Origin of the sequence: Janibacter terrae NBRC 107853 (genome assembly GCF_001591405.1) — a bacterium.
Lineage (GTDB): Bacteria > Actinomycetota > Actinomycetes > Actinomycetales > Dermatophilaceae > Janibacter > Janibacter terrae.
The window spans coordinates 185,987-210,470 of the sequence record NZ_BCUV01000007.1 but is presented as its reverse complement, the minus strand read 5'-3'; the positions used below and the strand labels follow the sequence as shown (position 1 = coordinate 210,470).

General features: G+C 71.4%; 24 protein-coding genes. 12 read left to right on the top strand and 12 right to left on the bottom strand.

The window, feature by feature from the left end:
• Positions 1-43 precede the first annotated feature (43 nt).
• A complete protein-coding gene (locus JT1_RS10485) occupies positions 44-1,180 on the bottom strand; it encodes a glutamate--cysteine ligase (RefSeq protein ID WP_068325970.1) in 1,137 nt (378 codons plus the stop codon).
• 118 nt (positions 1,181-1,298) lie between these two features.
• On the opposite strand from JT1_RS10485, the gene glmM reads away from it, so the two are divergent.
• A complete protein-coding gene (glmM, locus tag JT1_RS10480) occupies positions 1,299-2,648 on the top strand; it encodes a phosphoglucosamine mutase (protein ID WP_068325968.1) in 1,350 nt (449 codons plus the stop codon).
• Positions 2,649-2,718: 70 nt separating this feature from the next.
• Here glmM and JT1_RS10475 read toward each other — a convergent pair whose 3' ends face one another.
• Positions 2,719-3,234 carry a beta-class carbonic anhydrase gene (locus tag JT1_RS10475; RefSeq protein WP_068325965.1) on the bottom strand — a complete coding sequence of 172 codons (516 nt, stop codon included), beginning with the start codon at positions 3,232-3,234 and terminating at the stop codon, positions 2,719-2,721.
• A gap of 195 nt (positions 3,235-3,429) precedes the next feature.
• On the opposite strand from JT1_RS10475, the gene JT1_RS10470 reads away from it, so the two are divergent.
• The 4 genes from JT1_RS10470 to JT1_RS10455 are packed head-to-tail and all read left to right on the top strand — an operon-like array spanning position 3,430 to position 7,821.
• The gene (locus JT1_RS10470) at positions 3,430-4,737 is read left to right on the top strand and encodes an extracellular solute-binding protein (protein ID WP_169701953.1); all 1,308 of its coding nucleotides are present in this window, start codon (positions 3,430-3,432) and stop codon (positions 4,735-4,737) included.
• Entirely contained in the window at positions 4,734-5,678 is a 945-nt protein-coding gene (locus tag JT1_RS10465; RefSeq protein WP_068325962.1) for a carbohydrate ABC transporter permease, read from the top strand. The genes JT1_RS10470 and JT1_RS10465 overlap by 4 nt, the downstream gene beginning before the upstream one ends.
• A 1-nt stretch (position 5,679) precedes the next feature.
• Positions 5,680-6,537 carry a carbohydrate ABC transporter permease gene (locus JT1_RS10460; RefSeq protein WP_068325960.1) on the top strand — a complete coding sequence of 286 codons (858 nt, stop codon included), beginning with the start codon at positions 5,680-5,682 and terminating at the stop codon, positions 6,535-6,537.
• Positions 6,538-6,567: 30 nt separating this feature from the next.
• A complete protein-coding gene (locus JT1_RS10455) occupies positions 6,568-7,821 on the top strand; it encodes an ABC transporter ATP-binding protein (RefSeq protein ID WP_068325959.1) in 1,254 nt (417 codons plus the stop codon).
• A 27-nt stretch (positions 7,822-7,848) separates the two neighbouring features.
• Here JT1_RS10455 and JT1_RS10450 read toward each other — a convergent pair whose 3' ends face one another.
• From JT1_RS10450 to glpX, 3 genes are read right to left on the bottom strand one after another with little or no spacing between them, the layout of a single operon-like run.
• Positions 7,849-8,502, bottom strand: coding sequence for a class I SAM-dependent methyltransferase (locus JT1_RS10450; protein WP_068325946.1), 654 nt, complete (start codon positions 8,500-8,502; stop codon positions 7,849-7,851).
• Complete coding sequence (locus tag JT1_RS10445; protein WP_068325944.1) at positions 8,499-9,449, bottom strand: PfkB family carbohydrate kinase; 951 nt, start codon at positions 9,447-9,449, stop codon at positions 8,499-8,501. The genes JT1_RS10450 and JT1_RS10445 overlap by 4 nt, the downstream gene beginning before the upstream one ends.
• Before the next feature lie 2 nt (positions 9,450-9,451).
• Entirely contained in the window at positions 9,452-10,468 is a 1,017-nt protein-coding gene (glpX, locus tag JT1_RS10440) for a class II fructose-bisphosphatase (RefSeq protein ID WP_068325941.1), read from the bottom strand.
• Positions 10,469-10,547: 79 nt separating this feature from the next.
• On the opposite strand from glpX, the gene JT1_RS10435 reads away from it, so the two are divergent.
• Complete coding sequence (locus JT1_RS10435) at positions 10,548-11,222, top strand: DUF4245 domain-containing protein (RefSeq protein WP_068325939.1); 675 nt, start codon at positions 10,548-10,550, stop codon at positions 11,220-11,222.
• A gap of 68 nt (positions 11,223-11,290) precedes the next feature.
• Here the strand turns inward: JT1_RS10435 and JT1_RS10430 are convergent, their stop codons facing one another.
• A complete protein-coding gene (locus JT1_RS10430) occupies positions 11,291-11,569 on the bottom strand; it encodes an exodeoxyribonuclease VII small subunit (protein WP_068329038.1) in 279 nt (92 codons plus the stop codon).
• 174 nt (positions 11,570-11,743) lie between these two features.
• Positions 11,744-12,976 (bottom strand): exodeoxyribonuclease VII large subunit, encoded by a 1,233-nt coding sequence (gene xseA, locus JT1_RS10425; protein ID WP_068325938.1) that lies wholly within the window; start codon positions 12,974-12,976, stop codon positions 11,744-11,746.
• Positions 12,977-13,067: 91 nt separating this feature from the next.
• On the opposite strand from xseA, the gene JT1_RS10420 reads away from it, so the two are divergent.
• Positions 13,068-14,120, top strand: coding sequence for a 4-hydroxy-3-methylbut-2-enyl diphosphate reductase (locus tag JT1_RS10420; protein ID WP_068325936.1), 1,053 nt, complete (start codon positions 13,068-13,070; stop codon positions 14,118-14,120).
• A gap of 43 nt (positions 14,121-14,163) precedes the next feature.
• On the opposite strand, the gene JT1_RS10415 is transcribed toward JT1_RS10420, so the two are convergent.
• The 4 genes from JT1_RS10415 to JT1_RS10405 form a co-directional block, all read right to left on the bottom strand.
• On the bottom strand, positions 14,164-14,415 hold the full coding sequence (locus tag JT1_RS10415) for a hypothetical protein (RefSeq protein ID WP_218005587.1): 252 nt from the start codon (positions 14,413-14,415) through the stop codon (positions 14,164-14,166).
• Entirely contained in the window at positions 14,415-15,947 is a 1,533-nt protein-coding gene (locus JT1_RS10410) for a molybdopterin-dependent oxidoreductase (protein WP_068325933.1), read from the bottom strand. The genes JT1_RS10415 and JT1_RS10410 overlap by 1 nt, the downstream gene beginning before the upstream one ends.
• 20 nt (positions 15,948-15,967) lie before the next feature.
• On the bottom strand, positions 15,968-16,096 hold the full coding sequence (locus JT1_RS18710; protein WP_218005586.1) for an RpiB/LacA/LacB family sugar-phosphate isomerase: 129 nt from the start codon (positions 16,094-16,096) through the stop codon (positions 15,968-15,970).
• Positions 16,097-16,160: 64 nt separating this feature from the next.
• The gene (locus tag JT1_RS10405) at positions 16,161-16,901 is read right to left on the bottom strand and encodes an IclR family transcriptional regulator (protein ID WP_068325931.1); all 741 of its coding nucleotides are present in this window, start codon (positions 16,899-16,901) and stop codon (positions 16,161-16,163) included.
• A 79-nt stretch (positions 16,902-16,980) separates the two neighbouring features.
• Between JT1_RS10405 and hutH the strand changes: the two genes are divergently transcribed.
• The 5 genes from hutH (at position 16,981) to JT1_RS10380 (ending at position 23,888) form a co-directional block, all read left to right on the top strand.
• The gene (gene hutH / locus JT1_RS10400) at positions 16,981-18,534 is read left to right on the top strand and encodes a histidine ammonia-lyase (RefSeq protein WP_068325928.1); all 1,554 of its coding nucleotides are present in this window, start codon (positions 16,981-16,983) and stop codon (positions 18,532-18,534) included.
• Between the two features lie 80 nt (positions 18,535-18,614).
• Positions 18,615-20,306, top strand: coding sequence for a urocanate hydratase (gene hutU, locus JT1_RS10395; protein ID WP_068325925.1), 1,692 nt, complete (start codon positions 18,615-18,617; stop codon positions 20,304-20,306).
• Positions 20,306-21,220, top strand: a complete 915-nt coding sequence (hutG, locus tag JT1_RS10390) for a formimidoylglutamase (protein WP_068325919.1) — start codon at positions 20,306-20,308, stop codon at positions 21,218-21,220. The genes hutU and hutG overlap by 1 nt, the downstream gene beginning before the upstream one ends.
• A 4-nt stretch (positions 21,221-21,224) precedes the next feature.
• Complete coding sequence (hutI, locus tag JT1_RS10385) at positions 21,225-22,385, top strand: imidazolonepropionase (protein WP_068325910.1); 1,161 nt, start codon at positions 21,225-21,227, stop codon at positions 22,383-22,385.
• Between the two features lie 135 nt (positions 22,386-22,520).
• On the top strand, positions 22,521-23,888 hold the full coding sequence (locus tag JT1_RS10380; protein WP_082807614.1) for an MFS transporter: 1,368 nt from the start codon (positions 22,521-22,523) through the stop codon (positions 23,886-23,888).
• A 269-nt stretch (positions 23,889-24,157) separates the two neighbouring features.
• Here the strand turns inward: JT1_RS10380 and JT1_RS10375 are convergent, their stop codons facing one another.
• Entirely contained in the window at positions 24,158-24,406 is a 249-nt protein-coding gene (locus tag JT1_RS10375; RefSeq protein WP_218005585.1) for a MaoC/PaaZ C-terminal domain-containing protein, read from the bottom strand.
• Between the last annotated feature and the right edge of the window lie 78 nt (positions 24,407-24,484).

The following is a 24,484-nucleotide window of genomic DNA, read 5'->3' as shown; positions in this document are numbered from 1 at the left end:
CACTCACCTCACGGTGGGTGGCGCCCTTCGCCGTGCGCGGGGCCTAGGCGGGCAGCGGCCGCCCGGCCCGCATCTCGGCCGCGAGCGAGCGCGCCACCTCGACGAGGTCACCGTCGTGCGCCTGGGCCACGGCGAGCTGGCGCTGGTAGCTGGCGCCGCTGCGGATGATGTCCTCGACCCCGGCGAGCTCGGCCTCGCAGCCGAGGCGGCGGGCGATGGGGGAGAGGCGCTCGAGCAGGTCGTGCAGCTCGTCGGTGACGAGGCGCTCGCGGTTGCGCGAGTCGAGGATGATGATCGCGTCCATGCCGTAGCGGGCGGCGCGCCACTTGTTCTCCTGGACGTGCCACGGCGGCAGGACCGGGATCGTGCCGCCGTCGGTCAGCCGGTCGTCGAGGTGGACCATCAGGCACTGGGTGAGGGCCGTGATGGCGGCGATCTCGTGGATCGTCGGGACACCGTCGCAGACCCGCACCTCGAGGGTGCCGAGGCGCGGTGAGGGCCGCAGGTCCCACCGGATCTCCTTGATCTCGTCGATGACGCCGGTGACGAGCAGGTCGTCGACGTAGCGCTCGTACTCGGCCCAGGTGTCGAACTGGAAGGGCAGGCCGGCCGTCGGCAGCTGCTGGAACATCTGGGCCCGGTTGCTCGCGTAGTCGGTCGGGACCCCGCCCCACCACGGCGACGACGCGGAGAGCGCCTGCAGGTGCGGGGCGTAGGTGAGCATGCCGCCGAGGAGGGGCAGCACCTTGTCGCGGTGGGTCACGCCGACGTGCGTGTGCACCCCGTAGATGAGCATCTGCCGGCCCCACCACCGGGTGCGGTCGATGAGGGTCGCGTAGCGCGCGCCCTCGCTGACCTGCTGGGACTCCCACCGAGCGAAGGGGTGCGTGCCCGCGCAGAGCATCTCCAGACCCAGGTCGTCGGTGAGCGAGCGCAGCCGGGTGAGGCTCGCGGAGAGGTCGGCGACCACCTCGGGCACGGTCCGGCACTTGTCCGTGACGATCTCGACGGTGTTGGTCAGCAGCTCGCGGTGCAGCTTGGGCGCGAGGCCGTCCTCGGCGGCGAGCGGCTCGACGACGCTGTCCGCCAGCGGGACGAGGTCGAAGGTCTCGCCGTCGACGAGCGCGATCTCCCACTCGACCCCGAGGGTGGGGCCGTCGGACGGCGTGAACTCGATCATCGTGCTCTCTCTCGACACCCTGGACCTGCGGTCCTCCAGCGTAACCAGCGGGTATCGTCGATCAGGCCCGCTGCCCCTGCGACATGCGGCGGTCCCCCCACGAGAGGTAGTTCCATCCATGTCCCGACTCTTCGGTACCGACGGTGTGCGCGGTCTGGCCAACGGCGAGGTCATCACGGCCGACCTCGCCCTGCGACTGGCCCAGGCGGCGGCACTCGTGCTGCGCGACCCCGAGGGCACGGAGGGGCGGCGACCCCTCGCCGTCGTGGGTCGGGACCCACGGGCCTCGGGTGAGTTCCTCTCCGCGGCGGTCATCGCGGGCCTCGCGAGCAGCGGCGTCGACGTCCTCGACGCGGGCGTGGTCCCCACCCCGACCGTCGCCTACCTGACGGCCGACACGCGCGCCGACTTCGGCGTCATGCTCTCCGCCTCGCACAACGCCATGCCGGACAACGGGATCAAGTTCTTCGCCCTCGGTGGGCACAAGCTGCCCGACGCCGTCGAGGACGCCATCGAGGCCGCGATGGGCGAGGAGCCGGAGCGTCCGACCGGTGTCGACGTGGGCCGCGTGACCCGCATGGAGGACGGGGGCACCCGCTACGTGCGCCACCTGCTCCAGGCCGTGCCGCAGCGCCTCGACGGGTTGACGATCGTCCTCGACACCGCCCACGGCGCCGCGAGCGAGGTCTCGCCGGAGGTCTTCCGCCTCGCCGGGGCCACCGTGCACGTCATCGGCGCCCACCCCGACGGGCTCAACATCAACGACGGGGTCGGCTCCACCCACCTCGAGCCGCTGCAGGAGGCGGTCCTGCGCCACGGCGCCGACCTGGGCATCGCCCACGACGGCGACGCCGACCGCTGCCTCGCGGTCGACGCCGCCGGCGAGCCGATCGACGGCGACCAGATCATGGCGATCCTCGCGATCGACCTCAAGGAGCGCGGGCAGCTCGTCGACGACACCCTCGTCGCGACGGTCATGAGCAACCTCGGGCTCATCCGGGCCATGGAGCGGGCCGGCATCACCGTCGTCCAGGCAGGCGTCGGCGACCGCTACGTCCTCGAGGAGATGCGCAGGGGCGGCTACTCGCTCGGTGGCGAGCAGTCCGGCCACGTCATCATGCTCGAGCACGCCACCACCGGCGACGGCGTCCTCACCGGCCTCATGCTCGCCGCCCGGGTCGCCGCCACCGGGCGGCCGATGTCCGAGCTCGCCGCTGCGATGACCCGCATGCCCCAGGTCCTCATCAACGTCAAGGGCGTCGACAAGCACCGCGTCGACGGGGACGAAGGGGTGCGCGCCGCCGTCGTCGAGGAGGAGACCTCGCTCGCCGAAGAGGGCCGCGTCCTGCTGCGCAAGTCCGGCACCGAGCCGGTCGTGCGGGTCATGGTCGAGGCCGCGACCCACGAGCGGGCCCTCGCCACCGCCGAACGGCTCTCCGGCGTCGTCAGGGAGCGCCTGGCGCTCTGACCGCCGCTCAGACGATGCTGCCCGTGGTGACAGGGGACGTGCGACCCCTGTCGCCACGGGCGGGTCCGACTCAGAAGTGCTGGGCGAGCAGGCCGGTGTCGACGTCGTAGACGAAGCCGCCGACCTTGGCGCGCCCGGCGATGAGCGGGTGCGTGCGCACGGCGGCGACATCCTGGCGCAGGGCGTCGAGCTGGTCGTGGACGACGTGGAAGCCCTGCCACGAGGCGTCCTGGCCGGCGGAGGCGCCGACCTTGGCCCGGAACTCGTCCTCCGTGGCGCTGCCCATGGCGCACCGGGTGTGCGGGATGACGAGGATGCGCTCGACCTTGAGCAGGTGCACGCCGAGGACGAGGGCCTCGAGCGCGGCAGAGGTGACGCGACCGCCGGGGTTGCGGAAGATCTTGGCGTCGCCCGGGGCGAGGCCGAGCATGCCGAGCGGGTCGATCCGGCTGTCCATGCAGGTGACGATCGCGACGCCCGCATGGGCGATCCCGTCGAAGCCGCTCAGCGCGAAGCTCTCGGAGAAGGTCTGGTTGGCCGCCATCAGGTCGGCGAAGTCCTCAGGGGCGGACGGGGTTGCGGGCATTGGGTTCCTTTCGACGTGGTCCTTGCACACTAGACCCGGCGCCGGACCCCACTTGACCCCTGTCATCACAAACACGTCGCGACCCGAGATCGTGGCCGCGGGAACGTGGTGCGGACCACGTCCGGGGTGTAGACAAGGGCGCAGGGAGGCGACGTCGTGTGTCCTTGTCGCGCCCGGGACGAGAGGAGTGACGTGGTGACACGACGACGGCGTCGGATCGCCTTCATGGCGGCCGCGGCCACCGCCGCCAGCCTCGGGCTGGCCGCGTGCGGCGACGACAGCAGTGGCGGGGGTACCGCCCATCTCACCTGGTACATCAATCCCGATGGTGGTGGTTCCGACCCCGCCGGTGGCGGCCAGGCCCAGCTGGCCAAGGAGTGCTCGGACGCCTCCGACGGCGCCTACACGATCGGCGTCCAGCTCCTGCCCAACAGCGCGAGCGACCAGCGCCAGCAGCTCCTGCGGCGCCTCGCCTCGCAGGACAAGGGCGTCGACCTCATGTCGATCGACCCGGTCTTCGTCGCCGAGTTCGCCGAGGCCGGCTTCCTCGCGCCGGTGCCGCAGGACAAGAAGGAGGAGTTCACCGGCGACGCGGTGGACCCCTCCGTCACCAACGCGACGTGGAAGGACGAGCTGTACGCCGCTCCCTTCTGGGCCAACACCCAGCTCCTCTGGTACCGCAAGTCGGTCGCCAAGAAGGCCGGACTCGACATGACCAAGCCGGTCACCTGGGACCAGGTGATCAAGGCTGCCAAGGAGACCGACAGCGAGATCGGTGTGCAGGCCTCGCGCTACGAGGGCTACATGGTGTGGATCAACGCGCTCGTCGAGGGCGGCGGTGACCACATCGTCGAGAACCCCGGTGCCGACGGCGGCCAGCTGAAGTTCGGCCTCGAGTCCGAGGGGGGCAAGAAGGCCGCGGAGATCATCCGCTCCGTCTCCTCCGAGGGCGTCGGTGGACCGGCCCTCAGCTCGACCAACGAGACGACGACGCTGGACATGTTCCAGAACGAGCAGGCCGGTTTCATGGTCAACTGGCCCTACGTCTACGCCGCGCTCTCGGGCGCGAAGGTCGACTGGATGAAGGACCTCGCCTGGGCGCGCTACCCGCAGACGGTCGAGGGCACCAAGTCCAAGCCCCCGCTCGGCGGCATCGAGATGGCCGTCGCCTCCTCCTCGGAGAAGCAGGAGCAGGCGTGGGACGCCGTCGAGTGCCTGACCTCCGAGGAGAGCCAGAAGAAGTACATGGTCGGCACCGGCAACCCGGCCGCCCGCAAGGCGGTCTACGACGACCCGGAGGTGAAGAAGGCCTTCCCCATGGCGGCCCTGATCCGCCAGTCCCTCGACTCCAGCGGACCGCGTCCGCTGACGCAGTACTACGGCGATGTCTCCAGCGGGATCCAGCGTGAGTACAGCCCACCGGGGTCGGTCGACCCGGGGAGCACGCCGCAGCAGACGACCACCTTGCTCCAGGACGTGCTGAAGGGAGATGCGTTGCTGTGAGTACCGTGACCGACCCGTCGCCGGAGGTGACGAGGAGGGCCAAGCCCCGCCTGTCCGACCGCTCCCGGGCCGAGGAGCGACTGGGCTGGAAGCTCGCCATGCCGGCCTTCGTCGTCATGCTGCTCGTCACGGCCTACCCGATCCTGCAGGCCGTGTGGAACAGCTTCTTCGCCTACCGGCTCACCGACCCCGCGAACCGCGAGTTCGTCGGGCTCAACAACTACATCGTCTCCTTCAGCGACTCCGTCTTCTGGAGCGCGATGTGGGCGACGGTACTCATCACCGTCATCACCGTCGTCGTCGAGCTGATCCTCGGCTTCATCATCGCCCTGGTGATGCACCGGATCGTGCTCCCGCGGCGCACCCTGCGGACCATCGTGCTCATCCCGTACTCGATCATCACGGTGGTCTCCGGCTTCACCTGGCTCTTCATGTACCGCACCGACACGGGCTTCGTGAACAGGTGGACGAGCTGGGTCCCGGGCGTCAGCGAGAACTACGACTGGTTCGGCAGCTTCTGGCCCTCGATCTTCGTCATCTGCCTCTCGGAGATCTGGAAGACCACGCCGTTCATGTCGCTGCTGCTCCTGGCTGGCCTCGCCCAGGTCGACACCTCGATGGAGGAGGCGGCCAAGGTCGACGGCGCCTCGTGGCTGCAGGTGCTGGTCAAGGTGATCCTGCCGAACATGAAGCCGGCGATCATGGTGGCGGTGCTCTTCCGCACCCTCGACGCCTTCCGCATCTTCGACAACATCTTCATCATGACCGGAGGCGCCAACGGGACGAACTCCCTCTCCGGCCTGATCTACCGGCAGACGATCGACCGGACGGAGATCGGCCTCGGGTCGGCGCTGTCGGTGATCCTCTTCCTCTGCGTGCTCGCCATCGCGGCGCTCTTCGTCCGCGGCTTCAAGGTCGACCTGACCCAGGGGAGGAACTGACATGGCCAAGGAGCCGATCAAGGGGTCGGGACTGTGGACCGCCCTCGCCGTGCCGATCATGATCTGGACCGCGCTGCCGCTGCTGTGGATGCTCTCGCTCTCGCTCAAGAGTGCCGACACCCTCGCGGACCCGGAGTCGAGCTATCTCGGCAACTTCTGGCCGAAGGACCCGACGCTCGACAACTACCGGCTGATCTTCACCGGGGGAGCGAGCGACCTCTTCATGCCGGCGTTGCGCAACTCGCTCATCGTCTGCCTGCTCGCGACCCTCATCTCGGTCGTGCTCGCGATGTTCTGCGCGTACGCGATCTCGCGGCTGGAGTTCAAGGGCAAGAAGATGATCCTCACGACCGCGCTCGCGGTCAGCTTCTTCCCCGTCGTCGCGATGGTCACGCCCCTGTTCGACGTGTGGCGGCGGGTCGGGCTCTTCGACACGATCCCGGGCCTGATCATCCCCTACCTCGCACTCACCCTGCCGCTGTCGATCTGGACGATGTCGGCCTTCTTCACGCAGATCCCGTGGGAGATGGAGCAGGCCGCCCAGGTCGACGGCGCGAGCAGCTGGCAGGCCTTCCGCAAGGTGATCATCCCGCTCGCCGCACCCGGCGTCTTCACCACGGCGATCATCACCTTCTTCACCGCGTGGAACGACTTCGTCTTCGCGATCTCGCTGACCTCCGACCAGGCCCGCACGGTCCCCGCCGCGCTGGCCTTCTTCACCGGGGCCAGCCAGTTCGAGCAGCCGACGGGCGCCATCATGGCGGCCTCCGTCGTCGTCACCATCCCCGTCGTCATCCTCGTGCTGATCTTCCAGCGCCGGATCGTCGCCGGCCTGACCTCGGGCGCCGTCAAGGGCTGACCCCCGCCTTCAAGAACTGGAGAGAATCCCATGGCTGAGATCACCCTCAACAACCTCGTCAAGAAGTACGGCGACGGCTTCCCGGCGGTCAACGACGTGAGCCTGGACATCAAGGACGGCGAGTTCATGATCTTCGTCGGCCCGTCCGGGTGCGGGAAGTCGACGCTGCTGCGCATGGTCGTCGGGCTCGAGGACATCACGAGCGGCGACCTGCTCATCGACGGCGAGCGGGTCAACGACAAGTCCCCGAAGGACCGCAACCTGTCGATGGTCTTCCAGAACTACGCGCTCTACCCGCACCTGAGCGTGTTCGAGAACATCGCCTTCCCCCTTCGTCTGGCGAAGGGGGCGCACAGCGAGGAGGAGGTCCGGCAGAAGGTCACCGCCGCGAGCGCCATGCTCGAGCTCGACGAGCACCTCGAGCGCAAGCCGGCGAACCTCTCCGGCGGCCAGCGGCAACGAGTCGCGATGGGGCGGGCGATCGTGCGTGACGCGGACGGCTTCCTCTTCGACGAGCCGCTGTCCAACCTCGACGCCAAGCTGCGCGGGCAGATGCGCACCGAGATCGCACGCATGCAGCGGCGTCTCGGTGTCACGACGATCTACGTCACCCACGACCAGACCGAGGCCCTGACCCTCGGTGACCGGGTCGCCGTGCTCAAGAAGGGCGTCCTGCAGCAGTGCGCCAGCCCTCGCGAGCTCTACGACCAGCCGGTCAACCTCTTCGTCGCGGGCTTCATCGGCACCCCGCCGATGAACTTCCTGCCCGCGGAGATCGAGGGCGACGAGCTCGTCCTGCCCTTCTGCCGGGTGCCGTTGCCGGCGGCCGTGCGCGAGCGGGCCGGCGGCACGGGCCTGCTCATCGTCGGCATCCGACCCGAGCACATCAAGGACTCCGACCTGGGCGACGTCCCGAGCCAGGGCGTGCACTTCGATGCGCCCGTCGACCAGACGGAGTGGCTGGGCAACGAGCAGTACGCCTACGTGCCCTTCTCGGTCGAGGGTGACGTCAAGGCCAAGCTCGACGAGCTGGACAAGGAGCTCGACGGCGAGGGCATGCGCACCCAGATGGTCATCAACCTCGACCCGCGCTCGCGGGTGCGTGAGGGCGACGACGGGCACTTCGTCTTCGACCCGGCCCTCATGCACGTCTTCGACCCGGAGTCGGGGGACTGCCTCACCCGCGACGAGGAGCGGGCAGCGGACCTCGCCCGGCAGTCGGAGGAGGACCGCACCCGCGCGCTCGAGCGGGCCAAGGCACGCGAGGCGCAGCCCACCGCCTGACGGGACACCCGACCGCCCCCGGCCGCATCAGCGGTCGGGGGCGTCGCCGTCCCGGGTGTACTCGGCGACCCACAGCGGGCCGGGGACCTCGTCGAGGGAGACCAGGCGCAGTCCCTGGCCGAGGGCGAGCATCGCGTCGCGGGTCTGCGCGAAGGGCGGTCCGTCCTGCGGGGACCCGCTCCCGTCGTGCCGGTACTGGATCGCGAGGAGCCGCCCGCCGGGCGCGAGGAGGCTGCGCACACCAGTGGCCAGGGTCGGACGCACGCGGGCCTCGACGGCCTGGAGGGTGAAGATCTCGACGACGAGGTCGAAGGCCCCGGCCCACTCCCGCGGCAGGTCGGTGAGGTCGGCGACGTGCAGGTCGAGCGCGGGGTGCCGGCGACGCGCCTCGGCGATGGCCGAGGGGGACAGGTCGAACCCGGTGGTCGTCCAGCCCTGAGCAGCCAGGAAGGCGACGTCGGCCGCGAGCCCGCAGCCCACGACGACGGCGCGCCCGTCGAGGGTCGGTCCGCGCGTGGCCGCCCAACGAGCCAGCTCGGGGTGGGGGTCGGTGCGTGACCACGGCATGCCGATCGCGCCGGAGCTCGCCTCGGCGTAGAGCCGTTCGAACCACGCCGTGGGCTCGCCCGCGGCGATCGCCTCGTCGCTGAGCTCCCCGGCCCGGCGGCCCCAGTCGCTCACCGGGCGAGGTCGGCGCGGGTGGGCGGCTGTGCTCCCGGGCGCTGCACGGTGAGCGCCGACGCGTCGATGCCGCGCTGCACCGCGGGCACCACGACGGAGCCGCGCGCCTTGCGCAGGCGCCTGCGCGCGTCCGCGCCGCCGAGCAGACCGGCGTCGAGGAGCCCGGAGACCAGCCCGGCCATGAAGGAGTCCCCGGCACCCACGGTGTCGGCGACCACCACCTGACGACCCGGCAGGTCCACGCGGCGACCCGAAGGGAGGATGACCATGGCCCCCTTCGCCCCCAGGGTGGCGACGGCGAGGGTGGGTCCGAGCGCCCGCCAGGCGCGGAGCCGGTCGGCGACGGCGTCGCCGTCGAGCGGGCCGCCGGCGAGCCACTCGAGGTCCTCGTCGCTCACCTTGACGACATCGCTCACGGCGACGCGGCGCTCGATCTCCGCGAGCGCGACCTCGCGATCGGGCAGGAGCGCGGGGCGCACGTTGGGGTCGTAGGAGACGGTGGTGGTGCGTGCCGCGCCCGACATGGCAGCGAGCACGTCGACGCCGCCGCGACCGAGCAGCGCGCCGATCGAGCCGGTGTGCAGGTGCCCGGTGACCTGTGGCAGCTGCGGCATCCGCCAGGTGAGGTCGAAGTCGTAGGTGGCGGCGCCGGTGGTGTCGATCGTCGCGGTCGCGACCGAGGTCTCCTCGGCGCTGTCGCTGCCGGGCAGGAGGTGGACGTCGGCATCGGCGAGATGGGCACCGATCGTCGCGCCGCGGGCGTCCCGGCCGAAGCACGTCGCCAGGCTGACCCGGTGGTCCAACCGGGCCAGCCCCACCGCGACGTTGAGCGGGCTGCCTCCGACGTGCTCGTCCCGGCTCCCGTCCGCGCCGACGACGACGTCGACGAGCGACTCGCCGACGACGAGGGTGGGGGCCGGGGCGGGAGTGCGGCGGAGGCTGGGCACGGCTAGGAGGTGAGCGCGGGGGAGAGCCGCTGCACCTTGGTCAGGTTGTGGTGGGCCTCGACGAGGCGGGTCGTCCCGGACTTGCTGCGCATGACGAGGGAGTGGGTCGTCGCGCCGCCGGCGCGGTAGCGCACCCCACGGAGCAGCTCGCCGTCGGTGATGCCGGTGGCGACGAAGTAGCAGTTGTCGGTCTGCACGAGGTCGTCGGTCGTGAGGACCCGGTCGAGGTCGTGGCCCTCGTCGATCGCGTGCTGCTGCTCCTCGTCGTCGCGGGGCCACAACTTGCCCTGGATGACGCCGCCGAGGCACTTGATCGCGCAGGCGGTGATGATCCCCTCGGGGGTGCCGCCGACACCGAGGAGCAGGTCGATGCCGGTGTCGGGGCGCGCGGCCATGATCGCGCCGGCGACGTCACCGTCGGAGATGAAGCGGATCCGCGCCCCGGCAGCCCGGACCTGCTCGGCCAGCTCGGCGTGACGGGGCCGGTCGAGCATGACGACCGTGACGTCCTCGGGCTGGGTGCGCTTGGCCTTGGCGATGCGACGGATGTTCTCCGCGACGGGCAGGCGGATGTCGACGGTGTCGGCGGCGTCGGGACCGGTGACGAGCTTGTCCATGTAGAACACGGCGCTCGGGTCGTACATGGTCCCGCGGTCGGCGACGGCCATGACGGAGACCGCGTTGGTCATCCCCTTCGCGGTGAGGGTCGTGCCGTCGATCGGGTCGACCGCGACGTCACAGGCGGGGCCGGTGCCGTCGCCGACCTTCTCGCCGTTGTAGAGCATCGGGGCCTCGTCCTTCTCGCCTTCGCCGATGATCACGGTGCCGTCCATCTGGATGCTCGAGATCATCTCGCGCATGGCGTCGACGGCGGCGCCGTCGGCGGTGTTCTTGTCACCACGACCGACCCACCGCCCGCCGGCGAGGGCGGCGGCCTCGGTGACGCGCACGAGCTCCATCGCGAGGTTGCGGTCGGGGTGCATCACCGCGGCGCTCTGGGTGGGCTTGGACTCGCTCATCGTTCTCCTCGGGTGGCGTGGTGCTCGTCGCCTCCGAGCCTATCTGCCGCTCCCATGCGCGCGTGCGACCATGTCATCCATGAGTTCGACCCCCGGCGAGCCCGCCGAGACCGCCCCCGCCGACGCGCCGCAGCGCGATCTGACCCCGAACGAGCTGGCCGCGCAGCAGGGGGTGCCCGCGCGTGGCGCCAGCCACTACGCCAAGGGCACGACCGCCAACATGGTGCGCTCGATGGCCGTCATCGTCGCGATCACCCTGGCCCTGTTCTTCATGACCGGCCGGGCCAACAACCGCACGCCCGAGTCCGTCGACGTCGCCGGTACCGCGCAGTACCGCGCGCAGCAGGCCGGGCAGCCCTTCGCCCACGCGAAGGGCCTGCCGGACGGCTGGGTCGCCACGAACGTGCGCTACGTCCGCTCCAAGGACGGGGTCATGGTCTGGAACGCGGGTTACACCACGCCCGACGGCGAGTACGTGTCGGTGCAGCAGGCCCTCGACCCCGGCAAGGCCTGGGTCGACACCCAGACCAACAACGGCGCCCGCGTCGGTGTGCTCGAGACCAAGGACGGGACCAGCTGGGTCAAGCGGGACCGTGAGGGCAAGATCCAGCGCAGCCTCGTCCACGTCCCCGAGGACAAGGGCGAGCTGACCACGCTCGTGACCGGTACCGGGAGCTGGGAGCAGCTCGAGCTCTTCGCCGATCACCTGGAGCCCGCGAAGGTCACCAACCCCACACCCTCCGCGAGCAGCTGAGGACCTGCATTCCCCTAGGGCAATGCGGACCTGAACCTGCATTGCCCTAGGGGAATGCGGGCGAGCGGTCAGTCGTCGGTGGGGCCGTCGGTCGGTGCGGGCGTGGTGGCCGACGAAGGGGGAGCGGCCGCGTCCGGCGACAGGCTCGCCTCGGCCTTGTCGAGCCACGCCTCGCAGTGCGCGGCCAGCGCCTCGCCGCGCTGCCACAGCCGCATCGACTCCTCGAGGCCGGCCTGACCCCCTTCGAGCCGGGCGACGAGGTCGATCAGCTCCTGCCGCGCCTCCTCGTAGCTGAGGTCGGCGACGTCGGTCTGCTCCTGCTCGGTCTGCTGCGGATCGATGGCCATGGACACCACCCTATGCGTGGCATCCGACGTCGGTCCCGGCTCGTGACCCGCGGGTACGACGACATGCTGGCGGGATCTGCGGTGGCCGAATCCCGAGATCTCGGGGTTCGTGCGCGCTTCTGCTCCTGTAGTGCACGTCGTACCCGCAAGTAACTTTCCGGCGACGAAGGGCGGTCAGGATCCGGCGACGCGGACGGCGAAGTCGCCGTCCGCCACCGTCACGCGCAGCAGGTCGTCGACGGCGAGGGGCTCGCGTGAGGTGATGACCTCCCCTTCGGGCCGTTGGACGATCGCGTACCCGCGCTCGAGGGTGGACGCGGGGGAGAGCACCCGGGCCTGGGCGCGCAGGTGGACGATGCGGTCGCGCTCGCGGTGCAGGCGCGCCTCGACCCGGCCGTGGGCGCGCCGCCGCAGCGACTCGACGACCTCGCGCTGGCCGCGGACGAAGGCCGTCCGGTCGGTGAGCACCGGCCGGCTCGTGAGGTGCACCAGGCCGCGGCGCTCCCGCTCGACCAACCCGGCCAGGGCCGCCCGGGCGCGACCCCGTGCGTCGAGGACCCCGGCGCGCTCGGCGGCGGCGTCGGGGCACACGAGCTTGGCGGCATCGGTCGGGGTGGAGGCACGCACGTCGGCGACGAGGTCGAGCAGCGGGGCGTCGACGTCGTGCCCGATCGCGCTCACGACGGGGGTGCGCGCCTCGGCGACGGCCCGCACCATCGTCTCGTTGCTGAAGGGCAGCAGGTCCTCGACCGACCCGCCGCCGCGGGTGACGATGATGACGTCGACGTCGTCCATGGCGTCGAGCTCGGCGATCGCCGCCACGACCTCGGTCACCGCGGTGGGTCCCTGCACCGCGACCTGCTTGACGGCGAAGGGGAGGCCCGGCCAGCGGCGACGGGCGTTCTCCACGACGTCGCGCTCGGCGGCGCTCGCGCGCCCGCAGACGAGCCCGACGCGGCGGGGGAGGAAGGGGAGGGACCGCTTGCGGGAGGCGTCGAAGAGCCCCTCCGAGCGCAGGTGCTGCTTGAGGTACTCGATGCGGGCGAGCAGCTCGCCGACGCCGACCGGACGGATCTGGCGCACGTCCATCGACAGCGAGCCGCGCTGGGTCCAGTAGCTCGGCTTGGCCTGGACGACGACGCGGGCCCCCTCGCCGAGCGGCGTGGGCATGGCGTCCAGGGCCGTGGTGCGGACCATGCACGACAGGGACATGTCGACGTCGGGGTCACGCAGGGTCAGCCACGCGGTGCGCGCGCCGGGCCGGCGAGTCAGCTGGACGACCTGCCCCTCGACCCAGGTGACCGACATGCGATCGACGTACTCGGCGATCTTCATGCTCAGCAGGCGCACCGGCCAGGGTTGCTCGGCCGTGGTGTCGGCGGCCTTGTCCGGCAGGGGTGCGCTCACGGGGCCAGCGTACGAGGCCCCCGACGACGGCGCTCGGTCCCGGGGCCCTACGGTCAGGGCCCGCTCAGGGCCCTCACCTACGATGGGGTCCATGACCACCAGTGCGACCCAGCCCATCGCCGGCGCGGCCCCGCAGGACGCCAAGCGCGTCCTGCTCGCGGCCCCCCGTGGGTACTGCGCCGGCGTCGACCGCGCCGTCGTCACCGTCGAGAAGGCCCTCGAGCTCTACGGGCCGCCGGTATTCGTCCGCAAGGAGATCGTCCACAACAAGCACGTCGTCACCACGCTGGAGAAGCGCGGCGCGATCTTCGTCGAGGAGACCGACGAGGTCCCCGAGGGCGCGACCGTCGTCTTCTCCGCGCACGGCGTCGCCCCGGTCGTCCACGAGGAGGCCAAGGCGCTCAGCCTCAAGACGATCGACGCGACCTGCCCGCTCGTGACCAAGGTCCACCGCGAGGCCGTGCGCTTCGCCGACGACGACTTCGACATCCTGCTCATCGGTCACGAGGGCCACGAGGAGGTCGTCGGCACCTCCGGGGAGGCGCCCGAGCACATCACGCTCGTCGAGGGCCCCGACGACGTCGCCAACGTCGAGGTGCGCGACCCCGACAAGGTCGTCTGGCTCTCCCAGACCACCCTGTCCGTCGACGAGACGATGGAGACCGTGCGGAGGCTGCGGGAGAAGTTCCCCCAGCTGCAGGACCCGCCGAGCGACGACATCTGCTACGCGACGCAGAACCGCCAGCTCGCCGTGAAGCAGATGGCCAAGGACTGCGACCTGATGATCGTCGTCGGCTCGCGCAACTCCTCCAACTCGGTGCGTCTCGTCGAGGTCGCCATCGAGCACGGCTCGCGCGACGGGCACCTCGTCGACTACGCCGAGGAGATCGACGAGGCCTGGCTCGAGGGTGTGCGCACCGTCGGCGTCACCTCCGGTGCGTCCGTCCCCGAGATCCTCGTGCGCGGGGTCCTCGACTTCCTCGCGGCGCGTGGATACGGCGAGCCGCAGCCGATCGTCGCCGCCGAGGAGTCGCTCCTCTTCGCCCTGCCCAAGGAGCTGCGTCGCGACCTCAAGGCCGCGGGCATGAGCGACCAGATGAAGCACGACGCCGGCGCGCTCGGCGATGCCGGCCAGCTGCACTGACACGGCACCCACGGCGAGCGCAGACTGACCCGTCCTCGGGGAGCTACCCGTCCACGACGCGGTAGTCGCCCGCCCGGGTCAGGGCCCGGTCGATCAGCTCCGGCGTGGGCTGCACGTCGGCGCGGTGCTTGACCCACAGGCGCGTGTGCTCGCCCGGGATGACCTCGAAGGTCGCCTGCCCGAGGCCGTGCGACGCGAAGATGTCGTAGAGGGCCTGCAGGGCGGCCTTGGTGTCGTCGTCGTCATGGACACCGTCGACGAGGAAGCGGGTGGTCACGATCCTCGGCACCGACATCAGATCCTTCCGTTGAACGCCTGCAGGGCGGAGTCCTCCCTGGTCCCACCACGCCCGTCACCGTAGTCGGCGTAGTCGTGGATCCACATGACCCGGCGAACCCACTTGACGTGCTTGTAGCCGTGGTTGGACTCGACCCGCAGGCGGGCCGGTGCGCCCAAGTGCTCCTCGACCGGGTGACCGTTGCGCTCGTACGCGAGGATCGACTCCTCTTCCGCCATCGTCTCGAGGTCGATCACCGCGTAGAAGGGCTCGCGAGGACGGTTGTCGTACATCTTCTGCGCCAGCCCGTAGGACTCGGCCATGAGGTACCGCGCGCCCTCGGGGCGGGGCCCGAGCACGTCCATGAGGTCCGTGAGGCGCACCCCGGTCCACCGGGAGGTGGCCGACCAGCCCTGCATGCACGTGTGGGTCGCGATGTAGGAGTGCCGCGGCAGCGCCCGGACCTGCGCCGGGGTCAGCTGCTGCTCGACGTCGTTGATGTCGTCGCGCACGGTGATCGTCAGGCCCTGCCAGTCGTTGTCCCGGGCCTCGACCCACTGCTGGGACTCGTCCTCGGTCGGCGGCAGGCCGTTGGTCCAGTGGAACTGCGAGATGTCCCGGTCCGTGTACGCCGTCTTCCTCGCCCCGAGCGGACGCATCCGGTTGAGGAAAAGCCTGCGTCCCATGTCGGAGAACCCCGCGGTGAACCGCTGCGCCCGCACGCGGTCGGCGAGGGACCAGTACGACAGGGCGATCCAGAAGACGATGACGGCGACGATGGTCGCGATCATGATCACCAGGGCTTGGGCCGCGCGAGCGGTGGTGACCTCCCCTCCACCGAAGACCATGTGGATGACGTTGTGGTCCCGGTGGACGAGGAGGACGAGCGAGACGTGCATGACGATGAAGCCCGCGAAGGCCACCAGGCCGATGAAGTGCAGCGACCGGGCGCCCTGGTGGCCGCCCAGCGCCTTGACGAACCACGGGAAGCGTGAGCGGACGGCCGGTGACATCGCCACGCCGGTGAGCATCTGGAAGGGCGCCAGGATGAAGACGACGAAGGTGTAGCCCAGCATCTGCAGCGAGTCGTAGGGCGCGAAGTGGCTGATGTCCGGGGTCTCGAGGCTGAAGTACACCAGCAGCGAGTCCCACGCCTGAGGGAAGACCTCCCAGGACGTGGGCACGATCCGCCGCCAGAGCCCGGTGGCGAGGAGCAGGGTCGCGTAGACGATCCCGTTGAGGACCCAGAGCATCACGGACACGCCGTGCCAGTGCCGCCCGAGCCCGATGTTCTCCCGCCCGGGGAGGGAGAGCAGGGGGGAGACCGACCTCTCGTCCATGAGCGAGGTGTAGACGCCCTCCTCCCGCGGCAGCTCACGCCTGGTGAACTTCAGCCACTCCGTCCCGGGCGCGCAGTCGTTGCGCCACCACAGACGCGGCAGCGAGGAGAGCATCTCGATGCCCGAGCGGATGAGCATGCCCAGGAGGACGAAGTTGAGCAGGTGCTGGGCGCGCAGCCACAGCGGGAAGTCCGATCCGGCGACGTCCATGGTCTGCCTCCTGGCGGGTCTCAGAGCTGGGGGGTCGGCCTGCTGCTGCCGGTGCCGCAGACGAGGACCACCCGGTCGGCCCCTCCGGAGGCCACCGACTGTGTGGCCTCGAAGGACAGCTTCGGGTAGACGCCCACGACGATGCGCATGACCGGCCAGCCCTTCTTCGACGACGTCCCGTCGCACTCTGGCACAGGGGGGCGCAGCGTGGGGTCAGAGGCGGGCGCTGATCCGGCCGGCCGTCTCCCGGGCGCTCGCGGCGAGGCCGGCGGCACCCCCTTCGTCCACCTCGTCGCTGCGGTAGGTGAGCGCCACCGCGGCGACCGGGTGGCCGTCGCGGTCGAGGACCGCCGCGGCGACGGACGAGAGCCCGGGGGAGACGGAGCCGACCTCCACCGCGAAGCCCCGTGCCCGCACGTCGACGAGCTCGCGTCGCAACGCCGACGGGGTCAAGGGGCCCTCGCTCACCATGACCGTGGCCGACGGGTACAGCGCGGTCACCTGGCGCCGCGGCAGCGCCGCGAGCATCGCCAGACCGCTGGCGGTCACCGTCGCGGGCAGGCGCACGCCCACGTCCGTGACGAGCGAAGGGCGTCCCGCCGCACGTTCCTCGATGACGTAGAGGACGTCGCGCCCCGAGAGCACCGCGAGGTGGGCGTTGTGCGTCGTGGAGTCGACGAGGCGCTCGACGAGCGGGCGGGCGAGGCGCTGGAGCGGGTCCTGGCGCTGGTAGCCGGCGCCGAGCTCGTGGACGGCAGCACCGATGCCGTAGGTGCGCTCCTCCTCGTAGTGGACGACGTAGCCGTGCTCCACGAGCACGCTGAGCAGGTGGTAGGTGCTGCTGCGCGGCAGGCCGAGGGCCCGGGCGAGGTGGGCCGCCGGGATCGGCTCGGCGCGACTGGCCAGGTGGGTCAGGGCACGCAGGGCATGGCCTGCGGCGGAGGCATTGGGCATGAGGCTCCTGTCTCGTATCCGAGACACTATCCGGTCTGGTCGGTGCCCGGGCAGGGGCGGGGAGGAGTTGCATGGACGCATGAGCACCGACACCAGCGCCGTCGTCCTCGGCGACCGGCCCCTCACCATCGACGAGGTCGTCGCCGTCGCCCGGCACGGCGCGCCGGTCACCATCAGCGACGCCGCCTGGGAGCGCGTGCGCGCCGCCCGCACGGTCATCGAGGGCCTGGCGCAGGACACCGAGGCGCACTACGGCGTCTCCACGGGGTTCGGCGCGCTCGCCACGACCCACATCCCGCACGAGAAGCGCACGCAGCTGCAGCGCTCGCTCGTGCGCAGCCACGCCGCCGGGGCCGGCGCGGAGGTCGAGGCGGAGGTCGTCCGCGCGCTCATGCTCCTGCGCGTGCAGACCCTCGCGACCGGACGTACCGGCATCCGCGAGGAGACCCTGCGCCTCTACCTCGCACTCATCCAGCAGCGGATCACGCCCGTGGTCCACGAGTACGGCTCGCTCGGCTGCTCCGGTGACCTCTCGCCGCTCAGCCACTGCGCCCTCGTCCTCATGGGCGAGGGGGAGGTCGTCGCCGGCGACGAGCACCTCCCCGCCGCCGACGCCCTGGCCGCCGCGGGACTGACCCCGGTCGAGCTCCACGAGAAGGAGGGCCTCGCCCTCATCAACGGCACCGACGGCATGCTCGGCATGCTCTGCCTCGCCGTCCACGACCTGCGTCGGCTGCTCACCACGGCCGACATCGCCGCCGGCATGAGCATCGAGGGCCTCCTCGGCACCGACGACGTCTTCGCCGCAGACCTGCACGCCCTGCGCCCCCAGCCGGGCCAGGCACTCTCTGCGGCCAACCTGCGAGCAGTGCTGCGGGACAGCCCGATCCGCGACAGCCATCGCGACCCCACGGCGTGCACGCGCGTCCAGGACGCCTACTCCCTGCGCTGCGCACCGCAGGTCCACGGCGGCGCCCGCGACACCGTCGAGCACGCCGCGACGGTCGCCGGGTACGAGCTCGCCTCGGCCATCGACAACCCCGTCGTCACGCTCGACGGTCGGGTCGAGTCCAACGGCAACTTCCACGGGGCGCCGATCGCCTACGTCCTCGACTTCCTCGCGATCGTCGCCGCGGACGTCGCGAGCATGAGCGAGCGACGTACCGACCGCTTCCTCGACGTCGCGCGCAACCACGGCCTCCCGCCCTTCCTCGCGGACGACCCCGGCACAGACTCCGGGCTGATGATCGCCCAGTACACGGCGGCGGGCATGGTCTCGGAGATGAAGCGCCTCGCCGCCCCCGCGAGCGTCGACTCGATCCCGAGCAGCGCGATGCAGGAGGACCACGTGTCGATGGGCTGGGGCGCGGCGCGCAAGCTGCGTCGCTCGGTCGACGCGCTCGCGCGGGTCGTGGCCGTCGAGCTGCACACCGCGGCGCGGGGGATCGCGTTGCGGGCCCCCCTTCGCCCCGGTCCGGCGTCGGGCGCCGTCATCGAGGCCCTCGCCGCGCACGGCCGGGTCACCCCCGGACCCGACCGCTTCACCTCACCGGACCTGGCGGCCGCCCACGCGGCCGTCGTCGACGGGTCCGTCCTCGCCGCCGCTCAGTCCGCGACCGGCCCACTCAGCTAGTCCATCCCAGCACGACCCCTTCGAGACGGTTGCTCCGCAACCTCCTCAGGGAGCGTGCTCCTCACGAAGGAGTGATCACCATGGACGGAGCCCGTCCCGTGCGTGCCGCCCGCGGCACCGAGCTCACCGCCCGCAGCTGGCAGACCGAGGCGCCTCTGCGCATGCTCATGAACAACCTCGACCCCGAGGTCGCCGAGCGGCCCGACGACCTCGTCGTCTACGGCGGCACCGGCCGTGCCGCGCGGTCGTGGGAGGCCTTCGACGCGATCGTCGAGACGCTCACCGACCTCGCCGACGACGAGACCCTCCTCGTGCAGTCCGGCAAGCCGGTCGGTGTGCTGCGCACCCACCCGTGGGCGCCGCGCGTGCTCCTCGCCAACTCCAACCTCGTCGGCGACTGGGCGACGTGGCCGCAGTTCCGCAGGCTCGAGGCGGAGGGCCTGATGATGTACGGCCAGATGACGGCCGGCTCGTGGATCTACATCGCGACCCAGGGGATCCTGCAGGGCACCTACGAGACCTTCGCGGCCGTGGCCCTCAAGCGGTTCGACGGCACCCTCGCGGGCACGATCACGCTCACCGGCGGCTGCGGCGGCATGGGCGGCGCGCAGCCCCTCGCCGTGACCCTCAACGGCGGTGTCGCGCTCGTCGTCGACGTCGACCGCACCCGCCTCGAGCGTCGCGTCGCCAAGCGCTACCTCCACGAGATCGCCGACTCCGTGGACGACGCGATCGCCCGCGCCACCCAGGCGAAGGGGGAGCGTCGCGCGGTGTCCATCGGCATCGTCGGCAACGCCGCGGACGTCTTCCCCGAGCTGCTCGCCCGGCACCGTGCCGGTGACCTGACGATCGACGTCGTCACGGACCAGACGAGCGCGCACGACCCCCTGAGCTACCTCCCTTCGGAGGTGTCGTTGGAGGAGTGGCAGCGCGAGGCCGCGGCCGACCCCGAGGGATTCACGAAGAAGGCGCGGGAGTCGATGGCCCGGCAGGTGCAGGCGATGGTCGAGCTCCAGGACGAGGGGGCCGAGGTCTTCGACTACGGCAACAGCATCCGCGACGAGGCCCGGCAGGCGGGGTACGCGCGGGCCTTCGAGTTCCCGGGGTTCGTCCCGGCGTACGTCCGGCCGCTCTTCTGCGAGGGCCTCGGCCCCTTCCGCTGGGTGGCGCTGTCAGGGGACCCGGAGGACATCGCCGTCACCGACGCCGCACTCAAGGAGCTCTTCCCGGACAACGAGCACCTGCACCGGTGGCTCGACGCCGCGGCCGAGTTCGTCGAGTTCGAGGGCCTGCCCGCCCGCATCTGCTGGCTCGGCTACGGCGAGCGCCACAGGGCCGGCCTGCTCTTCAACGAGCTCGTCCGCGACGGCAAGGTCAAGGCGCCCATCGTCATCGGTCGTGACCACCTCGACTCAGGCTCCGTCGCCTCGCCCTACCGCGAGACCGAGTCGATGCTCGACGGCTCCGACGCGATCGCCGACTGGCCGCTGCTCAACGCGCTCACCGCAGCCTCGTCCGGCGCGACCTGGGTCTCGATCCACCACGGCGGGGGCGTCGGGATCGGGCGCTCGATCCACGCCGGCCAGGTGGGCGTCGCCGACGGCACCGAGCTGGCCGCGCAGAAGCTCGAGCGCCTGCTCACCAACGACCCCGGCATGGGCGTCCTGCGGCACGTCGACGCCGGCTACGCGCGGGCGGCGGCGGTCGCGGCCGAGCGCGGCGTGCGGGTGCCGATGGCGCCGACGATCCGCGACGCGGAGACCACGGGCTGATGGCCCCCTTCGCGTGGGAGGGTCGGAGCGACGGCGACGGACCGCAGCACCGTCGCTTCTGGAACGCGGTCGTCGAGCCGGGTGCCCGTGCGGACGTCGCGCTCGTCGGCTTCGCGAGCGACGCGGGGGTGGCGCGCAACGGCGGCCGGGTCGGTGCCGCGGAGGGGCCGACCGCACTGCGGCAGGCGCTCGCCTCGCTCGCCGTGCACGACGACCTCGTCGTCGCGGACCACGGTGACGTCGAGGTGACCGACGACGACCTCGAAGGGGGGCACGACCGCCTCGGCCGGGCCGTCGCCACCGCCCGGGAAGGCGCACCGCTCACCGTCGTCCTCGGCGGCGGGCACGAGACGGCGTACGGCAGCCACCTGGGACTGGGGCTGCGGCCCCGGCTCGGGGTGCTCAACCTCGACGCGCACTTCGACCTGCGGGAGGCCGACCGACCCACGTCGGGGACGCCCTTCCTGCAGATGGCACGCGAGCGGCAGGCCGCCGGCCTCGACGTGCACTACGGCGTCGTCGGCATCAGCCGGACGAGCAACACGAGCGCGCTCTTCGACACCGCCCACGCGGTCGGTGCGTCCTGGGTGCTCGACGACCACTGCCAGACGGAGGCCGGGCCGCTCGCGTACGTTCGGCGCTTCCTCGCCGGTGTCGACGAGGTGCACCTGTCGATCGACCTGGACGTGCTGCCCGCGGCGGTCGCCCCGGGCGTGAGCGCGCCTGCGGCACTGGGGGTCCCCCCCTTCGTCATCCAGCGCGTGTGCGACGCGGTCGTCGCGAGCGGCAAGCTCGTGCACCTCGACGTCACCGAGCTCAACCCCCGGTACGACGTCGACGCGCGCACGGCCCGGGTCGCCGCCCGGCTCGTCCACCGCGTCATCACCGGTCGGACCGCACGGCAGAAGGGCTGAGCACATGTCCACCCTCGTCACCGGCATCGGCGAGCTCGTCACCTGCGACGGGAGCGGCGAAGGGGGCGCCGGCCCCCGCGCCGACCACGCCCTCGTCGTCGAGGAGGGCCGCATCGCGTGGCTCGGTCCGGCGTCGTCTGCACCCGCGGCGGACACCGTCATCGACGTCGAGGGGCGGTGCGTCACACCGGGGTTCGTCGACAGCCACGCGCACCTGGTCTTCGCGGGGGACCGGTCCGCGGAGTTCGCCGCCCGGATGGCCGGGGAGGCCTACGACGGAGGCGGCATCGGCGTCTCGGTCGCGGCGACCCGCGCGGCCGGCGACGAGGTCCTGCGGGCGGCGCTCGCGGCCCGCGTGGCCGAGATGCGCGCCCAGGGGACGAGCACCGTCGAGGTGAAGTCCGGCTACGGGCTGACCGTCGCCGACGAGGAACGGGCCCTGCGGCTGGCCGCGGAGGTCACCGACGAGGTGACCTACCTCGGCGCCCACGTGGTGCCCGCCGAGATGCGCGAGGACCGGGCCGGCTACCTCGAGCTCGTGACGGGGGAGATGCTCGCGGCCTGCGCGCCGCACGCGCGCTGGGTCGACGTCTTCTGCGAGCCCCACTCGCCGCACGCCTTCACGGGCGAGGAGTCGCGGGTCGTCCTCGAGGCGGGGCGTGACGCCGGGCTCGGGCTGCGCGTCCACGGCAACCAGCTCGGCCACGGGCCGGGCGTGCAGCTCGCCTGCGAGCTCGGCGCCGCGAGCGTCGACCACTGCACCTACCTCTCGGACGCCGACGTCGACGCCCTCGTCGGCTCGGCCGGGACCACGACCGCGACCCTGCTGCCGGGCGTCGAGTTCTCCACCCGTTCGCCCTACCCGGACGCGCGGGCGTTGCTCGACGCCGGGGTCTCGGTCGCGCTCGCCAGCGACTGCAACCCGGGCACCTGCTACTCGAGCTCGATCCCCTTCGTCATCGCGCTCGCGGTGCGGGAGATGGGCCTGACCCCGAGCGAGGCGCTCGTCGCCGCCACGCGCGGGGGGGCGCGGGCGCTGCACCGGGAGGACATCGGCCGCATCGAGGTCGGCACGCGCGCCGACCTGGCGGTGCTCGACGCGCCCAACCACCTGCACCTGAGCTACCGCGCGGGCGTGCCGATCGCGCGGGTGCTGGAGGTGTGACGCCTCACCACGGAGGCACCGGACCGGCGTTTTCCACGGGACGGAACTCGTGCTTGGTCGGTCCGCATCGCCTCCGTACGTTCGGCCCTCAAGACATGGGGCAACGGGGCCCCATGCCGGCGAGAGGCACCCTGCATGTCCGCAACCACCGCTCCAACGGCCGAGCCCCAGGGGCTCAAGCGCGTCGTCGCTGCCGGCTTCATGGGCACGACGATCGAGTACTTCGACTTCTTCATCTACGGGACGGCCGCCGCGCTCGTCTTCCCGAAGCTCTTCTTCCCAGCCCTCGGGACGGCAGCCGGCACGGCCGCGTCCTTCGCGACCTTCGGCGTCGCCTTCCTGGCGCGCCCGGTCGGCGGCCTGGTCTTCGGCCAGATGGGCGACCGCGTCGGTCGCAAGGCCACGCTCATCACGACGATGCTCCTCATGGGTGCGGCCACCGTGCTCATCGGCCTGCTGCCCTCGGGCAACACGATCGGCCTGGCCGCGCCCATCCTCCTCATCGTCCTGCGTTTCCTCCAGGGCCTGGCCGTCGGCGGTGAGTGGAGCAGCGCCGCCCTCTTCGTCGTCGAGCACGCCCCACCCGGCAAGCGTGGTCTGTACTCCCTCGCGCAGACGCTGGGCACGACCTTCGGCCTGCTCCTCGCGACGCTGACCTTCCTCGTCATCGGCCTGAGCATCTCCGAGGCCGCCTTCGCCTCGTGGGGCTGGCGCATCCCCTTCCTGCTGAGCGCGATCCTCGTCGCGGTCGGCATGTGGGTCCGGCTCGGGGTGACCGACACCCCGGTCTTCAAGGACGCGATGGCCCAGGCCGAGCACGCCAAGGCGGCCAAGGCGCCGGTCCGTGAGCTCTTCGCCAACCAGCGCAAGGAGGTCTTCCTCGCCTCCGGGTCGGTGCTGATGTGGCTGTCCTTCTTCTACATGGGGGCCGTCTACCTGACGAACTACGGCACCAAGGTCCTCGGCATCCCCAAGAACACGATGCTGACCATCCAGTTCATCGCGATCGCCGGCTGCATCCTCGGCCAGGTGATCGGCGCACGGATGTCGGACAAGGTCGGGCGCCGCGCCATCCTCCTCGCCGGCAACGGTGCCGCCGTGGTGTGGGCCTTCGTCCTCTTCCCGATGGTCGACACGGGCAAGCCGGTCATCATCGGCATCGCGCTGACCGTCACCCTCTTCGTCGTCGGTCTGTCCAACGCGTCGACGACGGTCTTCCTCCCGGAGACCTTCCGTACCGCGTACCGCAGCACGGGCACGGGCGTCTCCTTCAACATCGGCAGCGTCGTCGCCGGTGCGCTCCCGCCGATCCTCGCGGCCCCGATCCTCGCGGGCTACGGGAGCATCGGTCTGTCGATCATGCTCGCGGTCCTCGCGGCCGTGGCCGTCGTCTCCGTCGTCCTCATGCGGGAGACGAGCAAGGAGTCGCTCTACGACCACGACCACCGCGAGATCGAGGGGGGCACGGAGAGCACGGACGCCGCGCCTGCCGTGACCGCCTAGGTCCGCGACCACGACGAAGGGGGTGTGTCCCGGCTCGACCGGGATCCACCCCCTTCGTCGTGCGTGGGCTCACGGCGGCCCAGTGGGTTCCGGGCGCCGGAACCTCCTCTGGGGCGCGCGCACGCGCGTGGCTAGCGTCACGCACACACCAGTTCCACCACTGCCCAGGAGGCATCCCCCATGAGCGCACAACTCACCGTCGAGCAGAGCGCCGAGCTCACCGCCGAGAGCACCAGCCGCTTCGTGCAGACGGCCACCCACCGGATCCACTAGATGCCCAGGCGGGAGGCCAGGCCCATGGCGACCGACAGGCCGAGCACGCCGTGGGCGATGGGCCGGCCGAAGCGTCCGTCCGCCGTGTGCACGGCGTCGGTGTGCACCGGGTTGGTGTCCCAGCTCCACCCGGCGAAACCCACGAGGTCGGCCTCGGTGATGGTGCGGCCCTGGGTGCGGAAGACCTGCCCGGCGGCGAAGTCCTCGAAGTACCAGTCGGCCGGTGATCCCGTCGCAGTGGTCATGGGGCCATCATCGCCCGGGACGAAGAGGGTGCTTCCGAGCGGTTCCGAGGCGTGGAAAGAGCAGTGCGGGTCGATCGT

Bases quoted from the DNA above. Each gene is read 5' to 3' on its own strand.
- JT1_RS10485 (WP_068325970.1), bottom strand. From the start codon at position 1,180: ATGATCGAGTTCACGCCGTCCGACGGCCCCACCCTCGGGGTCGAGTGG.
- glmM (WP_068325968.1), top strand. From the start codon at position 1,299: ATGTCCCGACTCTTCGGTACCGACGGTGTGCGCGGTCTGGCCAACGGC.
- JT1_RS10475 (WP_068325965.1), bottom strand. From the start codon at position 3,234: ATGCCCGCAACCCCGTCCGCCCCTGAGGACTTCGCCGACCTGATGGCG.
- JT1_RS10460 (WP_068325960.1), top strand. From the start codon at position 5,680: ATGGCCAAGGAGCCGATCAAGGGGTCGGGACTGTGGACCGCCCTCGCC.
- JT1_RS10455 (WP_068325959.1), top strand. From the start codon at position 6,568: ATGGCTGAGATCACCCTCAACAACCTCGTCAAGAAGTACGGCGACGGC.
- glpX (WP_068325941.1), bottom strand. From the start codon at position 10,468: ATGAGCGAGTCCAAGCCCACCCAGAGCGCCGCGGTGATGCACCCCGAC.
- JT1_RS10435 (WP_068325939.1), top strand. From the start codon at position 10,548: ATGAGTTCGACCCCCGGCGAGCCCGCCGAGACCGCCCCCGCCGACGCG.
- JT1_RS10430 (WP_068329038.1), bottom strand. From the start codon at position 11,569: ATGGCCATCGATCCGCAGCAGACCGAGCAGGAGCAGACCGACGTCGCC.
- JT1_RS10420 (WP_068325936.1), top strand. From the start codon at position 13,068: ATGACCACCAGTGCGACCCAGCCCATCGCCGGCGCGGCCCCGCAGGAC.
- JT1_RS10415 (WP_218005587.1), bottom strand. From the start codon at position 14,415: ATGTCGGTGCCGAGGATCGTGACCACCCGCTTCCTCGTCGACGGTGTC.
- JT1_RS10410 (WP_068325933.1), bottom strand. From the start codon at position 15,947: ATGGACGTCGCCGGATCGGACTTCCCGCTGTGGCTGCGCGCCCAGCAC.
- JT1_RS18710 (WP_218005586.1), bottom strand. From the start codon at position 16,096: ATGCGCATCGTCGTGGGCGTCTACCCGAAGCTGTCCTTCGAGGCCACA.
- JT1_RS10405 (WP_068325931.1), bottom strand. From the start codon at position 16,901: ATGCCCAATGCCTCCGCCGCAGGCCATGCCCTGCGTGCCCTGACCCAC.
- hutH (WP_068325928.1), top strand. From the start codon at position 16,981: ATGAGCACCGACACCAGCGCCGTCGTCCTCGGCGACCGGCCCCTCACC.
- hutU (WP_068325925.1), top strand. From the start codon at position 18,615: ATGGACGGAGCCCGTCCCGTGCGTGCCGCCCGCGGCACCGAGCTCACC.
- hutG (WP_068325919.1), top strand. From the start codon at position 20,306: ATGGCCCCCTTCGCGTGGGAGGGTCGGAGCGACGGCGACGGACCGCAG.
- hutI (WP_068325910.1), top strand. From the start codon at position 21,225: ATGTCCACCCTCGTCACCGGCATCGGCGAGCTCGTCACCTGCGACGGG.
- JT1_RS10380 (WP_082807614.1), top strand. From the start codon at position 22,521: ATGTCCGCAACCACCGCTCCAACGGCCGAGCCCCAGGGGCTCAAGCGC.
- JT1_RS10375 (WP_218005585.1), bottom strand. From the start codon at position 24,406: ATGACCACTGCGACGGGATCACCGGCCGACTGGTACTTCGAGGACTTC.